The organism is Kitasatospora sp. NPDC006697, assembly GCF_042869935.1.
GTDB lineage: Bacteria > Actinomycetota > Actinomycetes > Streptomycetales > Streptomycetaceae > Kitasatospora.
Genome location: NZ_JBIAGU010000002.1, coordinates 76,966 through 93,240 on the forward strand (window position 1 = coordinate 76,966; position 16,275 = coordinate 93,240).

Genomic DNA, 16,275 nt, shown 5'->3' on the forward strand with positions numbered 1-16,275 from the left:
GCGGCAGTCGACCGGGGTCCTACAGCTGGCTCAGGATCGTCGGATCCGTGATCCGCAGGTCGTCCGCCAGCAGCATCGCCTTGCTGAGGATCACCGCCAGCATCCGGTCGCCCTCGAACGGCAGGTAACCGGCCTGCGGAGAGACCGGGGTGGCGCTCGGCACGATGCACAGGTACTGGTCGTTCGGGGTCCGCAGGATGTTGCCCGACCCCAGGTGGATCTTGTAGGTGTGCCGCTCGCCCTTCACCTGGAGGAACCGGCCCTCGAGGGTGCAGCGGTCGGCGATCGCCAGCCTGGGGACCAGCCGCTCCAGCAGCGCCCGGCGGGTCTCGGCGCCCTCGGTCAACTCCCCGAAGCCGTAGGAGGTCCAGTACTCCTGGAACCGGCCCCGCGGTCCGCCGTCCTGCCAGGTCGGATCGTTCCCGATGCTGGCCACGCCGACGAACAGGTCCACGTCGCGCAGGACTTCGGAGAGCACCAGCGGCGGGACCTCGGCGATCGGCACCGGCCGCACCGGCTCGGCGCCGTCGGGCAACCGCATCCGGTACTCGCCGCCGTAGCAGGAGGCGGAGTTCTCCGGGGCGTCGATCGGGTAGAACCGCACCTGGTCGGTGGTCAGCCGCAGGTAGCTGCCGGAGTCGGTGGTGTCCTCTCCGAACTCCTCGCCCTCGCCCTGGATCCAGTACTCGGCGCGCAGCCCCCAGTGCGGCAGCCCGCGAGTGGCCGGCGGCGCCCAGTCGTCCACCATCAGCCGCAGCTTGTTGCGCCAGCCACGGATCGCGGCAAGCGAGTTGAACTGGTGTTGGCGCAGCACATGGGCGGCGAACCGGTTGGAGTAGCTGCCGGTCGCCCGCTCGGCGTCGGTCAGCAGGTACACCTCGCGGTGGGCCTGCTTGAACGGCTGGGTGATCCCGTGCCGCTCCAGCCAGTCGCGCCAGGCCACCACCTGGGCGGGCTCGTTCCCCACCGGGTGCCAGAGCCGGACCTCGGCCCCCTCGTGCACCGGGTCGTCGGCGAGCGTGCGCAGTTCCCCGGCGGCGAACCCGACCGCGGTGCCGTCCACCGTCCAGAGCAGCCGCCGGGCCAGCGTGCCGACCAGCGGGTGGTCCAGGTAGCGCTCGCGCCAGGCGGCGTACGGCCAGCTGCGGTCGGCGACGAACTGGCGGTCCAGCCGGTCGCTCTGGGCGGAGAGCATCTTCTCGATGTCCTTGACCGCCGTCTTCAGCTCCTTCAGCTCCTCGGCGTGGTCGCGCCTGACGGCGGCGGGCACGGTCCTGACCTCCTTGCCCGCCGGGTTGCGCCAGCCGAGTACCGCCTTGGTGCCCTGGACCTCCAGCACGCCGGTGACCTCGCCGAGCCGCACCTCGGCGCGCCCGACCTCGGTCAACCCATAGGCCGGCACGGCCAGTTCCTCGATCTCCTCGCGCGACAGGCCGAGCGCCACGGCCCGGCTCTCCAGCGCGGCGTCGAGCAGCTTCAAGGTGCCCTTGTAGGTCACCTTGGTCGCCAGCCGGGCGAGTTCGGCGAGCGCGGGCGCGCCGTCGAGCCGGGCCAGCGTGGCCACCGCGGCGTTGGCCACCCTGGGGTTGCGCGGACCGATCCCGGCGGCCTTCTTGAGCGAGGCCTCCACCAGGCGGCCGAGCGCCCGCACGCTGTCCTGGTGCGCGGGCAGCAGCGCCAGCAGCCAGGTCAGCCCGCGCAGCGCATTGGCATTGCACGGGTCGAACGCACTGTTGACATCGGCCTCGTACTCGCGCCGCTCCAACTCGAAGCTGCGCCGGCCGACCAGCGCCAGCCAGCCCACCACGGCCGCCCGGACCCGCTCGGCTCCCAGCGGCTCGACCACCTCCCGCGCCCGCTGCTCCCACTTCCCGCTCGGCCTGCTCGCCGTGGCGGTCATCGCATGCCGCAGCAGCGCCTGCCACTCGGCCGAGCCCCCGGCCTCCCGCAGCGCCTGCTCGGCCCACTCCTCACCGACGTTGAGCACCGGCTCGACCAGCTTCCGGTCGAGCTCGGCCAGCGACGGATACCGGTAGGCATCCAGCGCCGTCCGCCGGAAGACCGCCACCACGGCCGGCTCCAGCGCCCGGCCGGCGGCCAACTCCGCCTCGGCCAGGTACTCCTGGCGCTCCAGGTACCAGTAGGTCTGCCGCCGCCCCAGCTCCGCCAGCCGCTCCCGCCGCTCCACCGCCAGCCGGTCCCCGGGCAGCCCGTGCGCGATCGCGCAGACCAGCACCAGCACCGGCCCGGCCTCCTCCGCCCGGTACCGCGCCACCAGCGCATCGGCCAGCGCCGCCCGGCTCCGCTCCGGCAGCTCCCGCAACTCGTCCAGCAGCCCGGCCCCCGGCGGGTTCCACAACCCCCGGTTGGCGACCGCCAGTTCCACCAACCCGGCGGCGGCCGCCCCCCACTCCCCGGCGAGCGCCAGCTCCCGGGCCCGGTGCGCGATCAGCTCGATCTCCCCCACCCCTCAGCCCCCCACCAGCGCCACGAGCTTCAGGAAGGTGACCTCGGTGCCGAGCGCCAACTCGACCACCTCCTCCGGATCGGTCACCTGCCGCTCCCCCACCAGCACCAGGAACCCGTTCCCCGCGAACGCCTCCAGCGCCAACCGGCTCTGCGCCTCCGGATCGATCCGCCGCGGCTCCCGCAGCGCGAACCCGTTCAACACCCGCTCCGCATCCGTCGGCTGCACCAGCCCCCGGAACACCCGCGCACCCCGCGCATTGAACTCCGCGACCTCCTGGAACACCCGCCGCCGGATCAACTCACCCACCGTGAGCCGCTCCTCGGCGATCTCCAGCCCCCACCCGTCGCTCCGGTCCCCCGCCGTCGTCTCGTCGACGAACATCACGATTGCCATGCGGAGGAGCGTACGGCCACCCGGTGACAGGGGCGCCGGGGCCCTGGCGTCCGGTCAGCACCCCGGTCAGGCAACCCGGTCCGGGCCCGCGGGGCCCGGGAGGCGGTCCGGGTCGTCGAGCAGGATGGCCAGGTGGCGGCCGACATGGCCATCCCACTCGGCCGGGCCGAGGGCCAGCGCCTCCTTGCGCCACTTGCTCACCCGCTCCACCAGGTTCCCGAGGCCGCGGTCCTCGAGCATCTCGCTGACGGCGTCCCGGAAGGCCGGGTCCTCGCAGTCGTGGCGGTGCCAGATCATGGCCGGCAGCCCGGCCCGCAGGCCGGCCAGGATCTCCTGGCGGCCGGTGCCGCCCACCGCCGAGGGCGGCTCGCTGAGCACCAGGCAGACCGCCTGCTGGTCCTCCTTCAGCTCCCGCTCCAGCTGGTAGAAATCGCCCTCGCGCCCGGTCGGCCGGCTCCAGTGCGGGTGGCTGCCGACCGCCTGCTCGGTCAGCTGCCGCCACTGCAGGCGCCACCTGCGGTGCCAGGCGGGTCGGCGCAGGCGTTCCAGGCTGCGCAGCACCACCGGGTAGTCCATCACCAGCGGGGTGGGCACCGGTGAGTCGGACTCCTTGGACCACCACTCCACCGGTTCGTTGAGCAGTTCCCAGGGCAGGATGAACTCCAGCACCACCGGCGCCCGCAGATCGGCCCAGCCCTCCTCCACCGCCTCGATCAGCTCCTCGACGGCGGTGGCGAGTTCCGTGCGGTGCAGCGGCCGGGTCTCGCCCGGCACCGGGTGCCAGCCGTCCGCGTCGGACTGCCGCCAGTGCGAGAGGTGGAAGCGGTCCGGGTCGATGCCGTCCGGTGCCAGCTGGATCAGCAGGTAGGCCGGGATCAGCGAGGGGGCCACCGGGGTCGCGGTGTCCCGCTGCCAGCCGGCCAGTTCACCCTCCAGGCCCCAGGCGCGGGCCTGCTCGCGGTTCCACCGGCGCAGCGCCTCCGCCGCGGGCTGCTGGCCGTCCTCGACCAGGCGGTCGGCGACCAGGGCCAGGAAGGCCATGCTGACCGGCAGCGCACCGGCCGGCGAGTTCCCCCCGGCCAGGTGCAGGAAGGCGTACCAGGCCGTGGTGCACCAGGCGGGCAGTTCCTGGGTGCGCGAGCCGCTCGCCCGCCGGGCCAGCGCCGCGAGCCCGCCGTGGCCGACCCCCTGCAGGACGGTGCGCAGCACCCGCAGGTCGGCGCCCTCGTAGAAGTCCAGCGCGTCCCACTCGTCCACCAGCTGCCACAGCGCCGTGACCTCGGTGGAGTTCTGCTCAAGGTACTCCAGGCTCTGCGCCAGCCGGGCCAGGTCGCCGCGGTTCTCGGTGCAGGTCTTGATCAGCCGCAACAGCCAGGGCCGCAGCGCGATCTGGTCGGCGGCCTCCACCGGCCGGTCCAGTTCGGCCTGGAGCATGTCCAGCCACAGGTCGCGGGCGGCGGCGTGGCGAGCGGTGGCCGACCGCTGCAGGACGTCGGCCATCGCGGAGACGAGCGCGTTCCGGGCCCTCGCCCCGCTGTGTTCCTCTGACACTCACGCCCCCAGCGCTCGCAAGGCAACTGATAGTACTGAAAGACCGTCAACTCTTGCTGATAACGGTAACCTTAGAGGGTTGAGAAGAGTGAGATGGAGGCTCGCATGTGGCAAACTGCTGCCCCGTGATCGTCTCAGCGACGCCGTCGGCCGGGCTTCCGCACGCCCGTTCGGCGCATCATCCAGCGGCGGCGCGGGCCCGCGCTGCCACCGATGGGTCGCGGTGATCCGATGTCCCACTCGACGCGGGGCACCGCGGCCATCGACGACGCGCTGCGCGGCCTGCGGCTGCTCGGCGCCGATCCGGCATGCCCCGCGCCCGAGCTGCTGCTGGCCGTGGACGCCCACGGCACCATGGCGGTCTGGGAGGAGGTCGTCGCCGCGCTCCTCGAGGGACTCGCCGGGCTGGAGCAGGTCGCGGCGGTCCGCTCCGGCCGCCTGCTCGGCACGGAGCACGCCGTCCCCGAAGCGGTGACGCTGGAGACGGCTCCGGAGCCGTCCGCCCCGCACCTGCTGATGGTGGTCACCGACGGCCTCGGCTCCGCCTGGCGCTGCGGCGCGGTGCTGCCGCTGCTGCAGGCCCGGGCCCGGTCGCTGCCGGTCGCCGTGCTGCAGTTGTTGCCGCAGCAACTCTGGTACCGGACGGGGCTGGAGGTGCGGCGCGTCGGCTTGCGGGCCGCCGCCGGCTGGCTGCCGAACAGCGAACTGGAGTGCGAGGCGCACGACACCCCGCTCGACCTGCTGGCGCGCGAGGCCGATCCGGCGGCGCGCCGGGAGCGCCCCGACCGCCCCGACGAGTCGGTCCCGGTTCCCGTACTGGAGCTGGACGCCCGCTGGACGGAGCCGTGGGCCCGGCTGGTCTCCGGCCGGGCCGGGGACGGCGGCGCGGCCGGCGGTCCCGTCGAACTGACCGTGCTGCGCGCCGACCGCTGGAAGCGGCGCCCGGACGCGGCCCGCAACCTGCCCTGGACCGTGGACGCCCCGGACGGACGCTCGGGCGGCACCACGCGCGAGCGGGTCTCGGAGTTCCGCGCGGGTGCCTCCCCCTCGGCGTTCCGGCTCGCGGCCAGGCTCGCCGCGGCCCCGCTCTCGCCGCCCGTGATGCGCGCCCTGATGCGGGGCATGCCCGGCGGCGAGCCCGTGCACCTGGCCGAACTGCTGATGAGCGGCCTGGTCAGGACCGGCCCGGCGGAGCCGCCCGGACCGGAGACCGACCCGCCGTTCGAGTTCTTCGGCCAGGTCCGTGCGGAGCTGCTGGCGGCGGGGCGCCGCGGCGAGACCGTGCGGGTGCTCCAGGAGGTCCGCGAGCTGCTGGGCGGGTCGGCCGGCCCGCCCCTGCTGCCGCCGGCCGCCGAACCGCTGGACGCCGCCCGCGTTCCCGCCGTGACCCGTCGCAACGCCCCGTACCTGCGGATCGAGCTGGCCGCGCTGCGCGCGCTGTCCGGCCGCTGCCTGCGGCGCGCCCACGCACTGCAGGACGCCCTGCACGCCTTCGACGCGCAGCAGCAGCCGCGCCCCGTCGGCACCGACCCGATGGCCACACACACTGGAGGACCGCAGGTGAGCTCGCCCGCCACCACCGTCACCGTCGAGGGCGAGCGCCCCGCCCAGCCGCGCGTCTGGGGCGGCATCCCGCCGCGCAACCCGAACTTCACCGGGCGCCTGGAACTCCTCGAACTGCTCGAGGCCCGGCTGCGGCAGGGCACCACGGCGGTCCTGCCGGAGGCCATCCACGGCATGGGCGGGGTCGGCAAGACCCAGCTGGCGATCGAGTACGCCTACCGCCACCAGGCGGACTACGACATCGTCTGGTGGATCCCGGCCGAGCGGCCGGGCCAGATCGGCCAGGCGCTGGTGGAGCTGGCCCAGCGCCTCGGCCTCACCACCGGCCTGGAGGCCAACACCGCCGTGCCGGCCCTGCGCGAGGCGCTGCGCGAGGGCCGCCCGTACGCCCGCTGGCTGCTGATCTTCGACAACGCGGACAGCCCCGAACGCGTCCAGCAGTACTTCCCGACCGGCGGCAGCGGCACCATCCTGGTGACCTCCCGCAACCGCCGCTGGGGGCTGATCGGCGGCTCGCTGGAGGTCGACGTCTTCACCCGCGAGGAGAGCGTGGAGCTGCTGCGCCGCTCCGGCCCGGACCTCGCCGACGAGGAGGCCGACCGGCTCGCGGCCGCCCTCGGCGACCTCCCGCTGGCGCTCCAGCAGGCCGCCGCCTGGCGTGCCGAGACCGGCATGCAGGTCTCCGAGTACCTGCGCCTCTTCGAGGAGAAGCGCACCGAACTCCTGGAGGTCTCCCCGCCGCCGGACTACGAGCTCCCGGTCGCCGCCGCCTGGAACGTCTCGCTGGACCACCTGGAGAGCCGCAGCCCGGCCGCGCTGCGGCTGCTCCAGCTCTGCGCCTACTTCGCACCCGACCCGATCTCCCGCTCGATGTTCTCCGGCCTCGGCAACGGCAACATCACCCCCGAACTCGACGAGGCCCTGAACGACCCGATCCGGCTGGCGCGCGCGATCCGCGAGATCAACCGCTACTCGCTGGCCCGGATCGACCACCGCACCAACTCGATCGAGATGCACCGCCTGGTCCAGGCCGTCGTGATCAACCGGATGCCGCCCGAGGAGCAGGAGCGGATGCGGGCCGGCGTCCACCTGCTGCTGGCCGCCGGCGATCCCAAGTCGCCCGCCGCGCACGCCTACTGGCCCCGCTACGCCGAACTGTACGGGCACGTGGTGGCCTCCGGGGCGATCGACTCCGGCCACCGCTGGGTCGCCCAGCTGGTGCTGAACGTGGCCAAGTACCTCTACTTCTGGGGCGACCACGAGGTCTCGCTGGACTTCTCCGAGCACGCCTGGGAGGCCTGGCGGCAGACCTTCGGCGAGGACGACCGCCAGACCATGCTGATGGGCCAGTGGCTCGGCTTCATGTACCTGGTGGTCGGCCGCTACCGCGACGCCTCGCTGTTCGTCGCCCGCCTCCAGGAGGCCTACTCCCACACCGCGCCCGCGGACGGCCCGGACAGCCGCGAGGACGCCCTGGACGCCTACAACCTGGAGGCCGCCGTCCGCCGCGCCGAGGGCGAGTTCACCGTCGCCCGCCAGCTGGACGAGACGGTCTACGAGCGCGCCCGGCTCACCTTCGGCGAGGACGACCCGATCACCCTCAACGCGGCCCACAACCTCGGCGTGAGCCTGCGGCTGACCGGCGACTTCCAGCGCGCGCTCGAACTCGACAGCCGCACCTACGCGATGAAGGTCCGGATCTTCGGCGCGGACTACCAGGCGACCCTGATCACCGAGAACAGCGTGGCGATCGACGTCCGCGAGACCGGCGACTACGTCCGGGCGCGGGACTTGCAGGAGACCGCGCTGGTCGGCTTCCGCGAGGTCTTCGGCGACGACAACCCGCAGACCCTGCAGACCATGCGCCAGTTGAGCGTCGCGATCCGCAAGGAGGGCGACCACCTGGCCTCGCTGGAACTCGCCCAGCAGGCCGCCGGCCGCTTCTCGCTGCGCTACGGCGACACCCACCCGCAGTCGCTGGCCGCCTCGCTGACCCTCTCGGTCGCGCTGCGCCACAACGGCGACCTGCAGCGGGCCCGCGAGCTGGGCGCCAAGGCCTGCGAGCGCTACCGGCGGCTCTTCGACCCCCAGCACCCGCACGTGCTCTCGGCCGACCTCAACCTCGCGGTGACCCTGCGGCTGCTCGGCGAGGTCGAGCAGGCCCACCGCAGCAACGAGGCGACGCTGCGGGCGCTGCGCGACCGGCTGGGCGACCAGCACCCGACCACCGTGGTCTGCGCGATGAACCTCGCCAGCGACCTCTACACGCTGGGCCGGTTCGAGGAGGCGCGGGAACGGGACACCTGGGCCCTGGAGCGGAGCCGGACCTCCCTCGGCCCCGACCACCCGGTCACCCTGGCCTGCGCGGGCAACCTCGCCACCGACCTGCTCGCGCTCGGCGAGGAGCAGGAGGGTCTGCGGCTGCGGCACGAGACCGTGGAGCGGATGCGGCGCCGCCTGGACGAGCCCCGGTTGCAGCGCGGCGCCAGCGAGGGGCACCTGGTGACCCGTCAGACCGCCGCGGGCGAGCGGGTCAACGGCGACATCGACCCGATGCTGCTGTAGCGCGCGGGCGCGGTGCCCGCTGCCGCGCTCAGCCGGCGTCCGCGAGCCAGGCCGCGAGGGCGATCGGGTCCGCCGCCCGCGCTCCGGAGTCGAGCAGCGTGCCCTGCACCGCCCGGACGGTCTCCGGCCGGTCCCGCAGGACCGCCGCCGCCCGGGTGTGCGCGGCCGGCCGCGGGTCCGGGCCGGCGGCCAGCGCCTGGCCCAGGCCGGTCCACGCCGACGGGCTGTCCGGGTCGGCCGCCAACTCCGCCAGGAAGAGCCGGCGGGCCCGGGCCGGATCGCCCGCCGCCAGCGCGACATCGCCGGCCGTGGCCCCCCGGACACCGACCGTGCCGCCGTCCGGCCGACGGCCGCTCAACCGGGCGAACGCCGCCGGGTCGCCCAGCCGCAGCCGGGCCAGCGCCGCCCTGGTGTCGAGCCAGCGGGCGGCCGGGTCGACCCGGACCGACGGGGCGCTGACCGGTCCGCCGGGCGGGCGCGCCTCGCCGCGCGACCAGGCGAGAGCCGCTGCCGCGACGGCCTCCGGATCGGGCCGCAGGTGGTGGATCCGCCAGCGGGCCCGGTGGTCGGCCGCGGCCTGCCCGGCCGCCCTCAGCTGCTCGGCGGGCACCGGTTCGCCCTGCCAGGGCGTGCAGCGCTGCCGCAGGCCGTCGAGGAAGTCCCGGCCGAGCGGGGTGAGCAGCTCCGGACGGCCCGTCAGCAGGTCCAGTGTGCGCCACACCTGCCGGCGCCACAGGGCGAACTCGAACTGGGCGAGGCCGGCGGCCGGACCGCCGCCGCGCCGGTGCGCCCGCCAGAACCTGGTCACCCCGAGGAAGGCGTAGACGCCCTGGAGCAGGCCGCCGAACGGCCGCGGATCGTCGCGCCAGGGCGCGTAGAACAGCTCCTCGCGGGCCGGCCGCTCGGCGTGCAGCGGCGCCAGGTGGTCCAGGGCGCTGAGCTTGATGTGCTGGAACTCGTGCACCAGGGTGGCGGCGAACTGCACGGGGTCGTCGGGTTCGGAGGCCAGCAGCCCGCCGAAGGCGTCCCCGGCCGAGGCGCTGCGGGGGCGGTACCTCTCGGTCGCCGGCAGCGGGGAGATCGACAGCAGCCCCGCGCGCATGGCCGCGGCCGTCTGCGGCTCGTCGCGCAGCAGCAGCCGCCAGGACTGCTCGAGCAGCACCTGCCAGTGCTCGGCGCTGCGCGCGGGGAGCCGCGCCGGGGCGGCCGACCGCGCCATCGGGCGGTACGGGTCGAGGTCGTCCAGCCGGACGGAGAGGTCCGCGCCGGGCGCGCCGACCGCGAGGCTGCGCAGGCCGTACCAGCGCGGGCCGTCCTCGGCGGGCCGCTCCGGCAGCAGGACCTCGGCGGGGGCTCCGTCGGGCCCGGTCACCCCGCGCAGCCGGACCCGGCCGTCGGCCCTGCTCAGCTCGGCGGTCCCCCAGGACTCCGGTCCGGCCTCCGCGCCCGGCAGCACCGCGCATCCCAGGGTCGGCAGGACCACCCGGCCGGCGCGCACCGGCAGCCCGATCCGGAACTCCAGCGCCGTCCGCACCCCGGCGGCGGCGGCCAGGGCGTGCAAGTGGCCGAGATCGGCCCAGAGCGGGCCGGCGCCGTCCGCCCCGCCGCGCAGGCGGCGCAGCGCGTGCGCGAGCCACAGGCCGGTCTGCGGGTGCATCAGGACGTCGTCGAAGACGGCGGGGTCGGCCCGCTGCGCCTGCCCGAGCAGGTCCCAGGCGGCCTCCGCCGGGGGCAGCGGGCCGACGGCGCCGGGGCCGCGCCTGAGCGCGTCGTCCAGCGCGCGCAGGAGCAGCAGGCGGCGGCTGCGTTCGGCCGCCAGCAGGTGCCCCAGTGTGCGGGCGTCCCCGTCGCCCCGGGCCAGGGCCTGGAAGTCGCGGATCGGTAGGCGGTGCGGGCCGGGCACCGCCGAGCTCACGGCGGCCCCTGCCGGCCCGCACGGGCGCGCGTGTCGCCGGGCTCCGGGGAGTCACTGCCGTTGTAGCCGGCGATGTTGTGCCCCGGCGCGTCGAGTTGGCCGAGCAGTCTGTCGAGCACCGTCGACAGGGCGGCACCGTCATAGCGGCGCAGTGCGTCGATAGTGGCCCCCGAAAGGTCGATCAGGTCGGACTCGACAGCGGCCACGGCCTTCTCCACGACGGCTGGCCCCCCTTCCCCCAGGCTCGGATCGCGACCGACCCTTACCCTTCCTATGGTTTCCGCCCGTCAAACCTCGGAAACTCGGTTTGTCACAACCGGACTGACGGAGAGTCAGCCATTTTCGGCGGCCAGCTCGGCGACCACCGCGTCCAGTCGGGCCACGGCGGCCGAGTCGCCCTCCAGCATCCGCACCGCGTCGATCAGCTGGTCCAGCGCCCCCGGGTAGTGCAGGCAGCCGCGGACGATGTTGATCACGTCGATCTTCATCGCCGGGCTGCGCTGCGCGAGCGCGGCCACCTCCGGGCGGATGCTCTCCAGCAGCAGCGTGCGGCCCTGCGCGTCGCGGACCACGGGGGTGGCGAGCAGGGCCTCGATCAGGCCGTCCAGCGCGCGCCAGGGGAGCGTCTCGGGCAGCCGGGCGGCGGGCGGCGCGGACACCGCCCGCGGCAGCGGCACCAGCTGCGCGGGGTCGGGCGGCAGTCCGGCGTACCGGTGCAGCAGCTCCAGGGCGGCCGGGTCGAGTTCGGGGTACCAGCGGTCCACCCGGACCGCCGCCAGCCGGCCCGGGCCGTCCGCCGGATGGTGCCGGCTGACCAGCCCGATCACCACGCCGTCGCTCCAGACCGCGGCGCCGGACATGCCCTCCCAGGGCGACCTGGCCGGATCCGGGTCCCCGCCCGGCGCCGGCACGCTGAGTTCGAGCGTGCCGGCCCGGCGGTTGGAGAGCGCCGCCACGGTGCCCACCGCGTGGCAGGCGTCCCGGTACCGCGTGGGCGGTCCACCGCCGGGCGGCGGGACGGGATCGTCGCGGAGCTTGAACCGGGGGAAGCCCAGCGCGCTGCAGGCGAGCGTCACGTCCCGGTCCGGCACCAGGCCGTAGCGCGGCGGCTCCGGCGACGGGCCGCCCGGTGCGGCGGCCAGCTCCAGCAGGGCGAGGTCGGCCCCGGCGGACACCAGGACGGCCCGGGCCGGGCCGATCCACTCGGACGGGCGGTCGGCGTCCAGGCGCACCCGCAGGGCCGCCGCTTCGCGGACCACATGGGCGGCCGTCAGCACATGGGCGGCGGAGACCCGGTAGCCGGACCCGCGCCGGCCGGTCGCGCCGCGGCCCGGGCTCACCAGGATCTCGGCGGCCCGGGCGGCGTCGAGGCCCGCGGGACGGGTGGCCAGCGGTCAGCGCTCCTGCCGGGTCTCGTCGCCGGAGACCCACGGCGACCGGCCCGAGGCCAGCTTCGGCTGCAGCGTGAGGGTGATCCGCTGGGTGGCGGAGTGGTCGATCCTGCCCTCGGCGCCCAGCTCGGCCAGCCAGAACTTGAGCTTGCCCCCGGCGGCTCCGGACCGTTCGACGACCACCGCCGCCTCCAGTGTCACCGGGCCCAGCTCCAGCTGGAGTTCGGAGCCGTCCGCCTCGGCCTGCGCCATGGCGGAAACCAGCTGCTCGCGCAACTGGCCTATGACCTCTGCGAGTTCGATCATCGACGCCCCTCGTGCTCGATCGCGGGAGATCACTATAGCCGGATCAGGGGCCGTCTCAACTCGCCTTCGGCAGCGGGCCGCTGGGCAGCGGTACGGCCTTCAGGGCGTCCTTGCTGGTGATGTAGACGGCGGTGCCGGTGACCGCGGGCGGGCAGTAGACGGGGGTGGCGGTGTCGCAGTCCCAGCGGTGGGTGCCGTCGGTGGCGTTGAGCGCGACCACGGTCCGGCCGTAAGTCCCCACGTACACCAGGCCGTCGGCGACGGTGGCGGAGGTCACCACGCTGCCGGCCGGGAACGACCAGGCGAGCGCGCCGGTGGTCGCGCTGATCGCGAAGAGGGTGCGGTCGCCGTCGCGGGCGTAGACCATGCCGCCGGCCGCGGTGAGGTCCTGGAGCTTGATCCCGGGGCCCGCCGAGTAGACCCACTGCTGGGTGCCGCCGGCCGAACTGACCGCGAAGATCTTGTTGTCGGCGGCCAGGTACACGTTGCCGCCGTCCACGGCCTGCGACATCGCGGTCCCCGGGTAGCCGAACTTCCACCTGACCTGGTGGTCGTCCAGGCCCAGTGAGTAGAGCAGGTTGAGGCTGCTGCCGAAGTAGACGCCGTTGCTGTCCGCGGCCGGCATCCCGGCGATCTGGAAGGTGCCGGCCGCCCAGGCGCTCTGCCCGTTGGTGGAGTCGACGGCGTAGAGGCCTCCCCCGGTGGCGCGGACGAAGATCCGGTTGCCGAACACCGTGGGCGTGCCCACGACCTCGTCCTCCTGGAACGCCCACCTGGTGGCGCCGGTGGCGATGTCCAGGGCGACCAGGCGCCGGGCCCGGTCGATCAGCAGCACCATCGAGCCGGCGATCGCGGCCTGCCCCGCCGTGCCCATCACGGTGGTGGACCACTTCCTGGCGCCGGTGTCGGCGTCGTAGGCGTGGAAGCCGCCGTTGTCGTCGCCGAGCAGCACCAGGCCCGCGGCGCAGACCGGCGAGTACTCGGCCCCCGGGACGGCGGCGGACCACGGGCGGAACGACCGGTCCGGCTTGCCCTGGGTGAGCGCGTAGCCGGCCCCGGCCCCGCCCGCCGCGAGCACGCCGCCCGCGCCGAGCCAGAGGAACGAGCGGCGGCCCAGGCCTCGCCGGCGCGCAGGCGCAGCGGGTGTGGCGGGTGTGGCGGGAGCGATGTCCTCGGGCGGCAGCGGCGGGAAGAAGCCGGCGGGCGGCGCCACGGGGTAGGAGGTCTGCTGCGGGTAGGAGGCCTGCTGCGGGTAGGAGGCCGGCTGCGGCGCAGGGTGGGCCGGGGGAACGGTCAGCGGCACGGTCGCCACCGGCCCCGGCACCGGGGCCGTCTGCGCCGCGATGCCGCGCAGCCGCCGCTCCACCTCCGCCGCGCTCGCCGGCCGGTCCTGCGGCGCCTTGGCGAGCAGCGCCAGCACCAGCTCGTCCAGCGCCGGCGCGATGCCCAGCCGCACCGCGCCCGGCCGGGAGGGTATGGCGGTCAGGTGCGCGGTCATCATCGCGACCGGCCCGCTGACCGCGAACGGCAGCGCGCCGGTGAGCAGTTCGGAGATCACGCAGCCCAGCGAGTAGAGGTCCGACCGCTCGTCGCCGGGCAGCTCGTGGAACCGCTCCGGCGGCATGTAGGCGAGGGTGCCCATCACCTGGCTGGACTTGTTGGTGTTCTCCATGAACCGGGCGATGCCGAAGTCCAGGATCATCACCCGCCCGTCCTCGGTGAGCAGCAGGTTGCCGGGCTTGAGGTCCCGGTGCACCACGCCGGCCCGGTGCGCGGCGGCCAGCGCACCGGCCGCCTGGGCGGCCCACTCCACCGCGGTGCCGATCGGCGGCACGCCGTCCTCGTGCAGCACGGCGGAGAGGCTGCGGCCGCGCAGGAACTCCATCACCAGGAAGAGCGACCCGTCCACCGGGTCCTGCCCGAGGTCGTGCACGGTCACCACCCCGGGGTGCCGCAGCGCCCCGGCCGTCCGCGCCTCCCGGAAGAACAGCTCGGTGCCCACCGTGTCGCCCGGCTCGTGCGGCAGCAGCTTGACGGCCACCGTCCGCTCGATCACCCGGTCCCGGGCCTCCCAGACCTCGCCCATCCCGCCGCGCCCGACGAACCGGACCAACTCGTACCGCCCCGCCAGCACCCGCACCGCCGCCACCGCCTGCCCTCCCCGGCTGCCCCACTGGCACCGCACCGCGCATGCGCCACGGGTGACGATCTCATCCGGTGGTTCGCGGACCGACAGCGGGTGACCACCTTGGCCCCCTTGACGCCCACTCAGCTACGCCGCGGTGCCGACCAGCCGCGACTCCGCGCCGGCGCAGGCCGGGTGCGGCGGCACCGTCGAACAGGTCGGCCGGTCGCCCTGGAAGACCAGCGCCACCACCATCACCGCCACGAACCCGAGGTGCGCGACGAACACCCAGCCCGCCGCCATCACCGCCCGGCGCCCGCGCCGCGCCGTCACGGCCCCGACCGCGCCGACCAGCAGCACGGCGCCCACGAACACCGCCATCTGCACCAGCACCACCTGCGCGTGCTCCGCCCGGTACCGCTGCCACCCGGCGGCCAGCGCCCAGACGTCGAACGCCGCCCAGGGCACCCCGAGGCAGAGCGGCAGCGCAACTTGACGACCGTTCAGCACGGCTTCCCCCGAATGACGACCGCTCAGAGATCCCCGTGGTCCCCGAGCGGATCCCCATCCTGCAGCGTCTCGCCGAAGCGGTCCAGCGCCTGTTCCGGGGTGCAGCCGAAGGCACGGCCGATGTACTCCCAGGTCAGCAGATTGGTGCGGACGGTGCGGCCGACCAGCAGGGCGGTGGAGCCGGCGGCGCGCTCGAAGCGGGCGGCGGCCCGGGCGGCGGCGTAGGGGTGGGTGTCGGTGAGGTCGCAGACCCGGTCGACCAGGGCGGCGAGCAGCTCCTCGACCTCGCGCGGGACGATGCCCTCCGCGAGGTCGACGTGCGCCTCCCAGTCGGCGAACGGGCCGGTGCTCTCGCCGACGCCCTCGGTCGCCTCGTCGTCGCCGAAGTCCAGCAGGTGGAGCCGCTCACCGCGCCAGCCGCACCCGCAACCGCCGCGGACGGCGACGGCGCGCGGCCCGTCCGCGCCGTTGTAGAGCCACCAGGCGGAACGCCCGTCCGGCAGCGGCGCCGGCTCACTGCCGTCCGCCAACACCGCTGCCGGGAAGCCCTCGTGGCGTCCGGATTCGTCAACCCATGGCATGCCGCGCCCCTCGTGTCCCTGGAGTACGCCACCAGGGTTCTGGACCCGTGACGCACTGTCAAGGCTCCGCGACAACCGGTGCGGGCGCCTGCGGTCCACCGGTGCCGAGGCCGACGCTCCGGCGGCTACCCCCACCCCGGCGCCGGCGCCGCCGGCCAGCGCGGCACCGCCGGCAGCGGAGCGTCCGAGCGCAGTGCCGTCCCGTCCGCACGGCCCGCGAGCCAGGCGAGCAGCGCGTGCCCCGGGCCGCTCACGGTGGGGCCCGTCGCGGCGGGGGACCAGCCGCGGCCGAGGTCGGTGGCCTCGATCCGCCGCACCGGCACGGCGGCCGCCGCCAGGGTGGCGGCGGTCTGGTCGAGCGCCCAGCCGACGTACGAGGAGGGCCAGTCCGCCGACCCGTACCCCAGCTCCAGATCGGCGTGGTGGGTCTCGAACTCCCGCCGCGCCCGCTGCAGCACGAACCAGGCCGGGTGCCGCCAGCCGGCCAGCGCCGTGAGCAGCACCGGCCAGCGGTCGGCCGGCATCGCCGCGGCCTCGGCCAGCAGCAGGCGCAGGCTCTCCCTCAGGTCGGCCGCGAGCTCCGCCGCACCACGGCCGGCGCCCTCCCGCAGGGCCCGGTCCAGGGTGGCGCCGTCGGCGCGCGGACCGGGCTCGGTGCCGGTGCGGGCCAGGGCGAGCAGCCAGCGGTAGACGTCGGCACTGCGGGCGAGGTGGGTGATGACGTGGCCCCGGCTCCACCCGTCGAGCGCCGACGGCCCGCGGGCCTGATCGTCGGTCAGGCCGTCGAGGGCGGCGCCGAGGCGGGCGGCGGAGTCGCGGACCTCGTGGAGCAGGGCGGCGAGCTCGTCCGGGTCGAGGCCGACGGGGTCGAGTCGGGGGTGCGCGGTCATGGCCGAGCACTCTAG

General features: G+C 75.1%; 12 protein-coding genes. 1 reads left to right on the top strand and 11 read right to left on the bottom strand.

Annotated elements, in window-relative coordinates; all coding sequences use genetic code 11:
* Positions 1-19: 19 nt before the first annotated feature.
* The 3 genes from ACFYNO_RS03390 to ACFYNO_RS03400 form a co-directional block, all read right to left on the bottom strand.
* A complete protein-coding gene (locus ACFYNO_RS03390) occupies positions 20-2,467 on the bottom strand; it encodes a DUF4132 domain-containing protein (RefSeq protein ID WP_388004486.1) in 2,448 nt (815 codons plus the stop codon).
* 3 nt (positions 2,468-2,470) lie between these two features.
* Complete coding sequence (locus ACFYNO_RS03395) at positions 2,471-2,863, bottom strand: hypothetical protein (RefSeq protein ID WP_388004489.1); 393 nt, start codon at positions 2,861-2,863, stop codon at positions 2,471-2,473.
* A gap of 66 nt (positions 2,864-2,929) precedes the next feature.
* Positions 2,930-4,363: a hypothetical protein gene (locus tag ACFYNO_RS03400; RefSeq protein WP_388004492.1), complete on the bottom strand. Its 1,434-nt coding sequence runs from the start codon at positions 4,361-4,363 to the stop codon at positions 2,930-2,932.
* Between the two features lie 282 nt (positions 4,364-4,645).
* Between ACFYNO_RS03400 and fxsT the strand changes: the two genes are divergently transcribed.
* Positions 4,646-8,542, top strand: a complete 3,897-nt coding sequence (gene fxsT / locus ACFYNO_RS03405) for an FxSxx-COOH system tetratricopeptide repeat protein (RefSeq protein WP_388004495.1) — start codon at positions 4,646-4,648, stop codon at positions 8,540-8,542.
* A 28-nt stretch (positions 8,543-8,570) separates the two neighbouring features.
* Here fxsT and ACFYNO_RS03410 read toward each other — a convergent pair whose 3' ends face one another.
* The 8 genes from ACFYNO_RS03410 to ACFYNO_RS03445 form a co-directional block, all read right to left on the bottom strand.
* Complete coding sequence (locus tag ACFYNO_RS03410; RefSeq protein ID WP_388004498.1) at positions 8,571-10,457, bottom strand: aKG-HExxH-type peptide beta-hydroxylase; 1,887 nt, start codon at positions 10,455-10,457, stop codon at positions 8,571-8,573.
* The gene (locus ACFYNO_RS03415; RefSeq protein ID WP_388004501.1) at positions 10,454-10,663 is read right to left on the bottom strand and encodes a hypothetical protein; all 210 of its coding nucleotides are present in this window, start codon (positions 10,661-10,663) and stop codon (positions 10,454-10,456) included. The genes ACFYNO_RS03410 and ACFYNO_RS03415 overlap by 4 nt, the downstream gene beginning before the upstream one ends.
* A gap of 126 nt (positions 10,664-10,789) precedes the next feature.
* Positions 10,790-11,797, bottom strand: coding sequence for a trypsin-like peptidase domain-containing protein (locus tag ACFYNO_RS03420; RefSeq protein ID WP_388004504.1), 1,008 nt, complete (start codon positions 11,795-11,797; stop codon positions 10,790-10,792).
* A 54-nt stretch (positions 11,798-11,851) separates the two neighbouring features.
* The gene (locus tag ACFYNO_RS03425; protein WP_388004507.1) at positions 11,852-12,154 is read right to left on the bottom strand and encodes a trypco2 family protein; all 303 of its coding nucleotides are present in this window, start codon (positions 12,152-12,154) and stop codon (positions 11,852-11,854) included.
* Positions 12,155-12,209: 55 nt separating this feature from the next.
* Positions 12,210-14,303 carry a PQQ-binding-like beta-propeller repeat protein gene (locus ACFYNO_RS03430; protein WP_388004510.1) on the bottom strand — a complete coding sequence of 698 codons (2,094 nt, stop codon included), beginning with the start codon at positions 14,301-14,303 and terminating at the stop codon, positions 12,210-12,212.
* A 123-nt stretch (positions 14,304-14,426) separates the two neighbouring features.
* Entirely contained in the window at positions 14,427-14,789 is a 363-nt protein-coding gene (locus ACFYNO_RS03435) for a hypothetical protein (protein ID WP_388004513.1), read from the bottom strand.
* A 23-nt stretch (positions 14,790-14,812) separates the two neighbouring features.
* Complete coding sequence (locus ACFYNO_RS03440) at positions 14,813-15,370, bottom strand: hypothetical protein (RefSeq protein ID WP_388004516.1); 558 nt, start codon at positions 15,368-15,370, stop codon at positions 14,813-14,815.
* 125 nt (positions 15,371-15,495) lie between these two features.
* On the bottom strand, positions 15,496-16,260 hold the full coding sequence (locus tag ACFYNO_RS03445) for a maleylpyruvate isomerase family mycothiol-dependent enzyme (RefSeq protein ID WP_388004519.1): 765 nt from the start codon (positions 16,258-16,260) through the stop codon (positions 15,496-15,498).
* Positions 16,261-16,275: the final 15 nt, after the last annotated feature.

Bases quoted from the DNA above. Each gene is read 5' to 3' on its own strand.
- ACFYNO_RS03395 (WP_388004489.1), bottom strand. From the start codon at position 2,863: ATGGCAATCGTGATGTTCGTCGACGAGACGACGGCGGGGGACCGGAGC.
- ACFYNO_RS03400 (WP_388004492.1), bottom strand. From the start codon at position 4,363: ATGGCCGACGTCCTGCAGCGGTCGGCCACCGCTCGCCACGCCGCCGCC.
- fxsT (WP_388004495.1), top strand. From the start codon at position 4,646: ATGTCCCACTCGACGCGGGGCACCGCGGCCATCGACGACGCGCTGCGC.
- ACFYNO_RS03425 (WP_388004507.1), bottom strand. From the start codon at position 12,154: ATGATCGAACTCGCAGAGGTCATAGGCCAGTTGCGCGAGCAGCTGGTT.
- ACFYNO_RS03440 (WP_388004516.1), bottom strand. From the start codon at position 15,370: ATGCCATGGGTTGACGAATCCGGACGCCACGAGGGCTTCCCGGCAGCG.
- ACFYNO_RS03445 (WP_388004519.1), bottom strand. From the start codon at position 16,260: ATGACCGCGCACCCCCGACTCGACCCCGTCGGCCTCGACCCGGACGAG.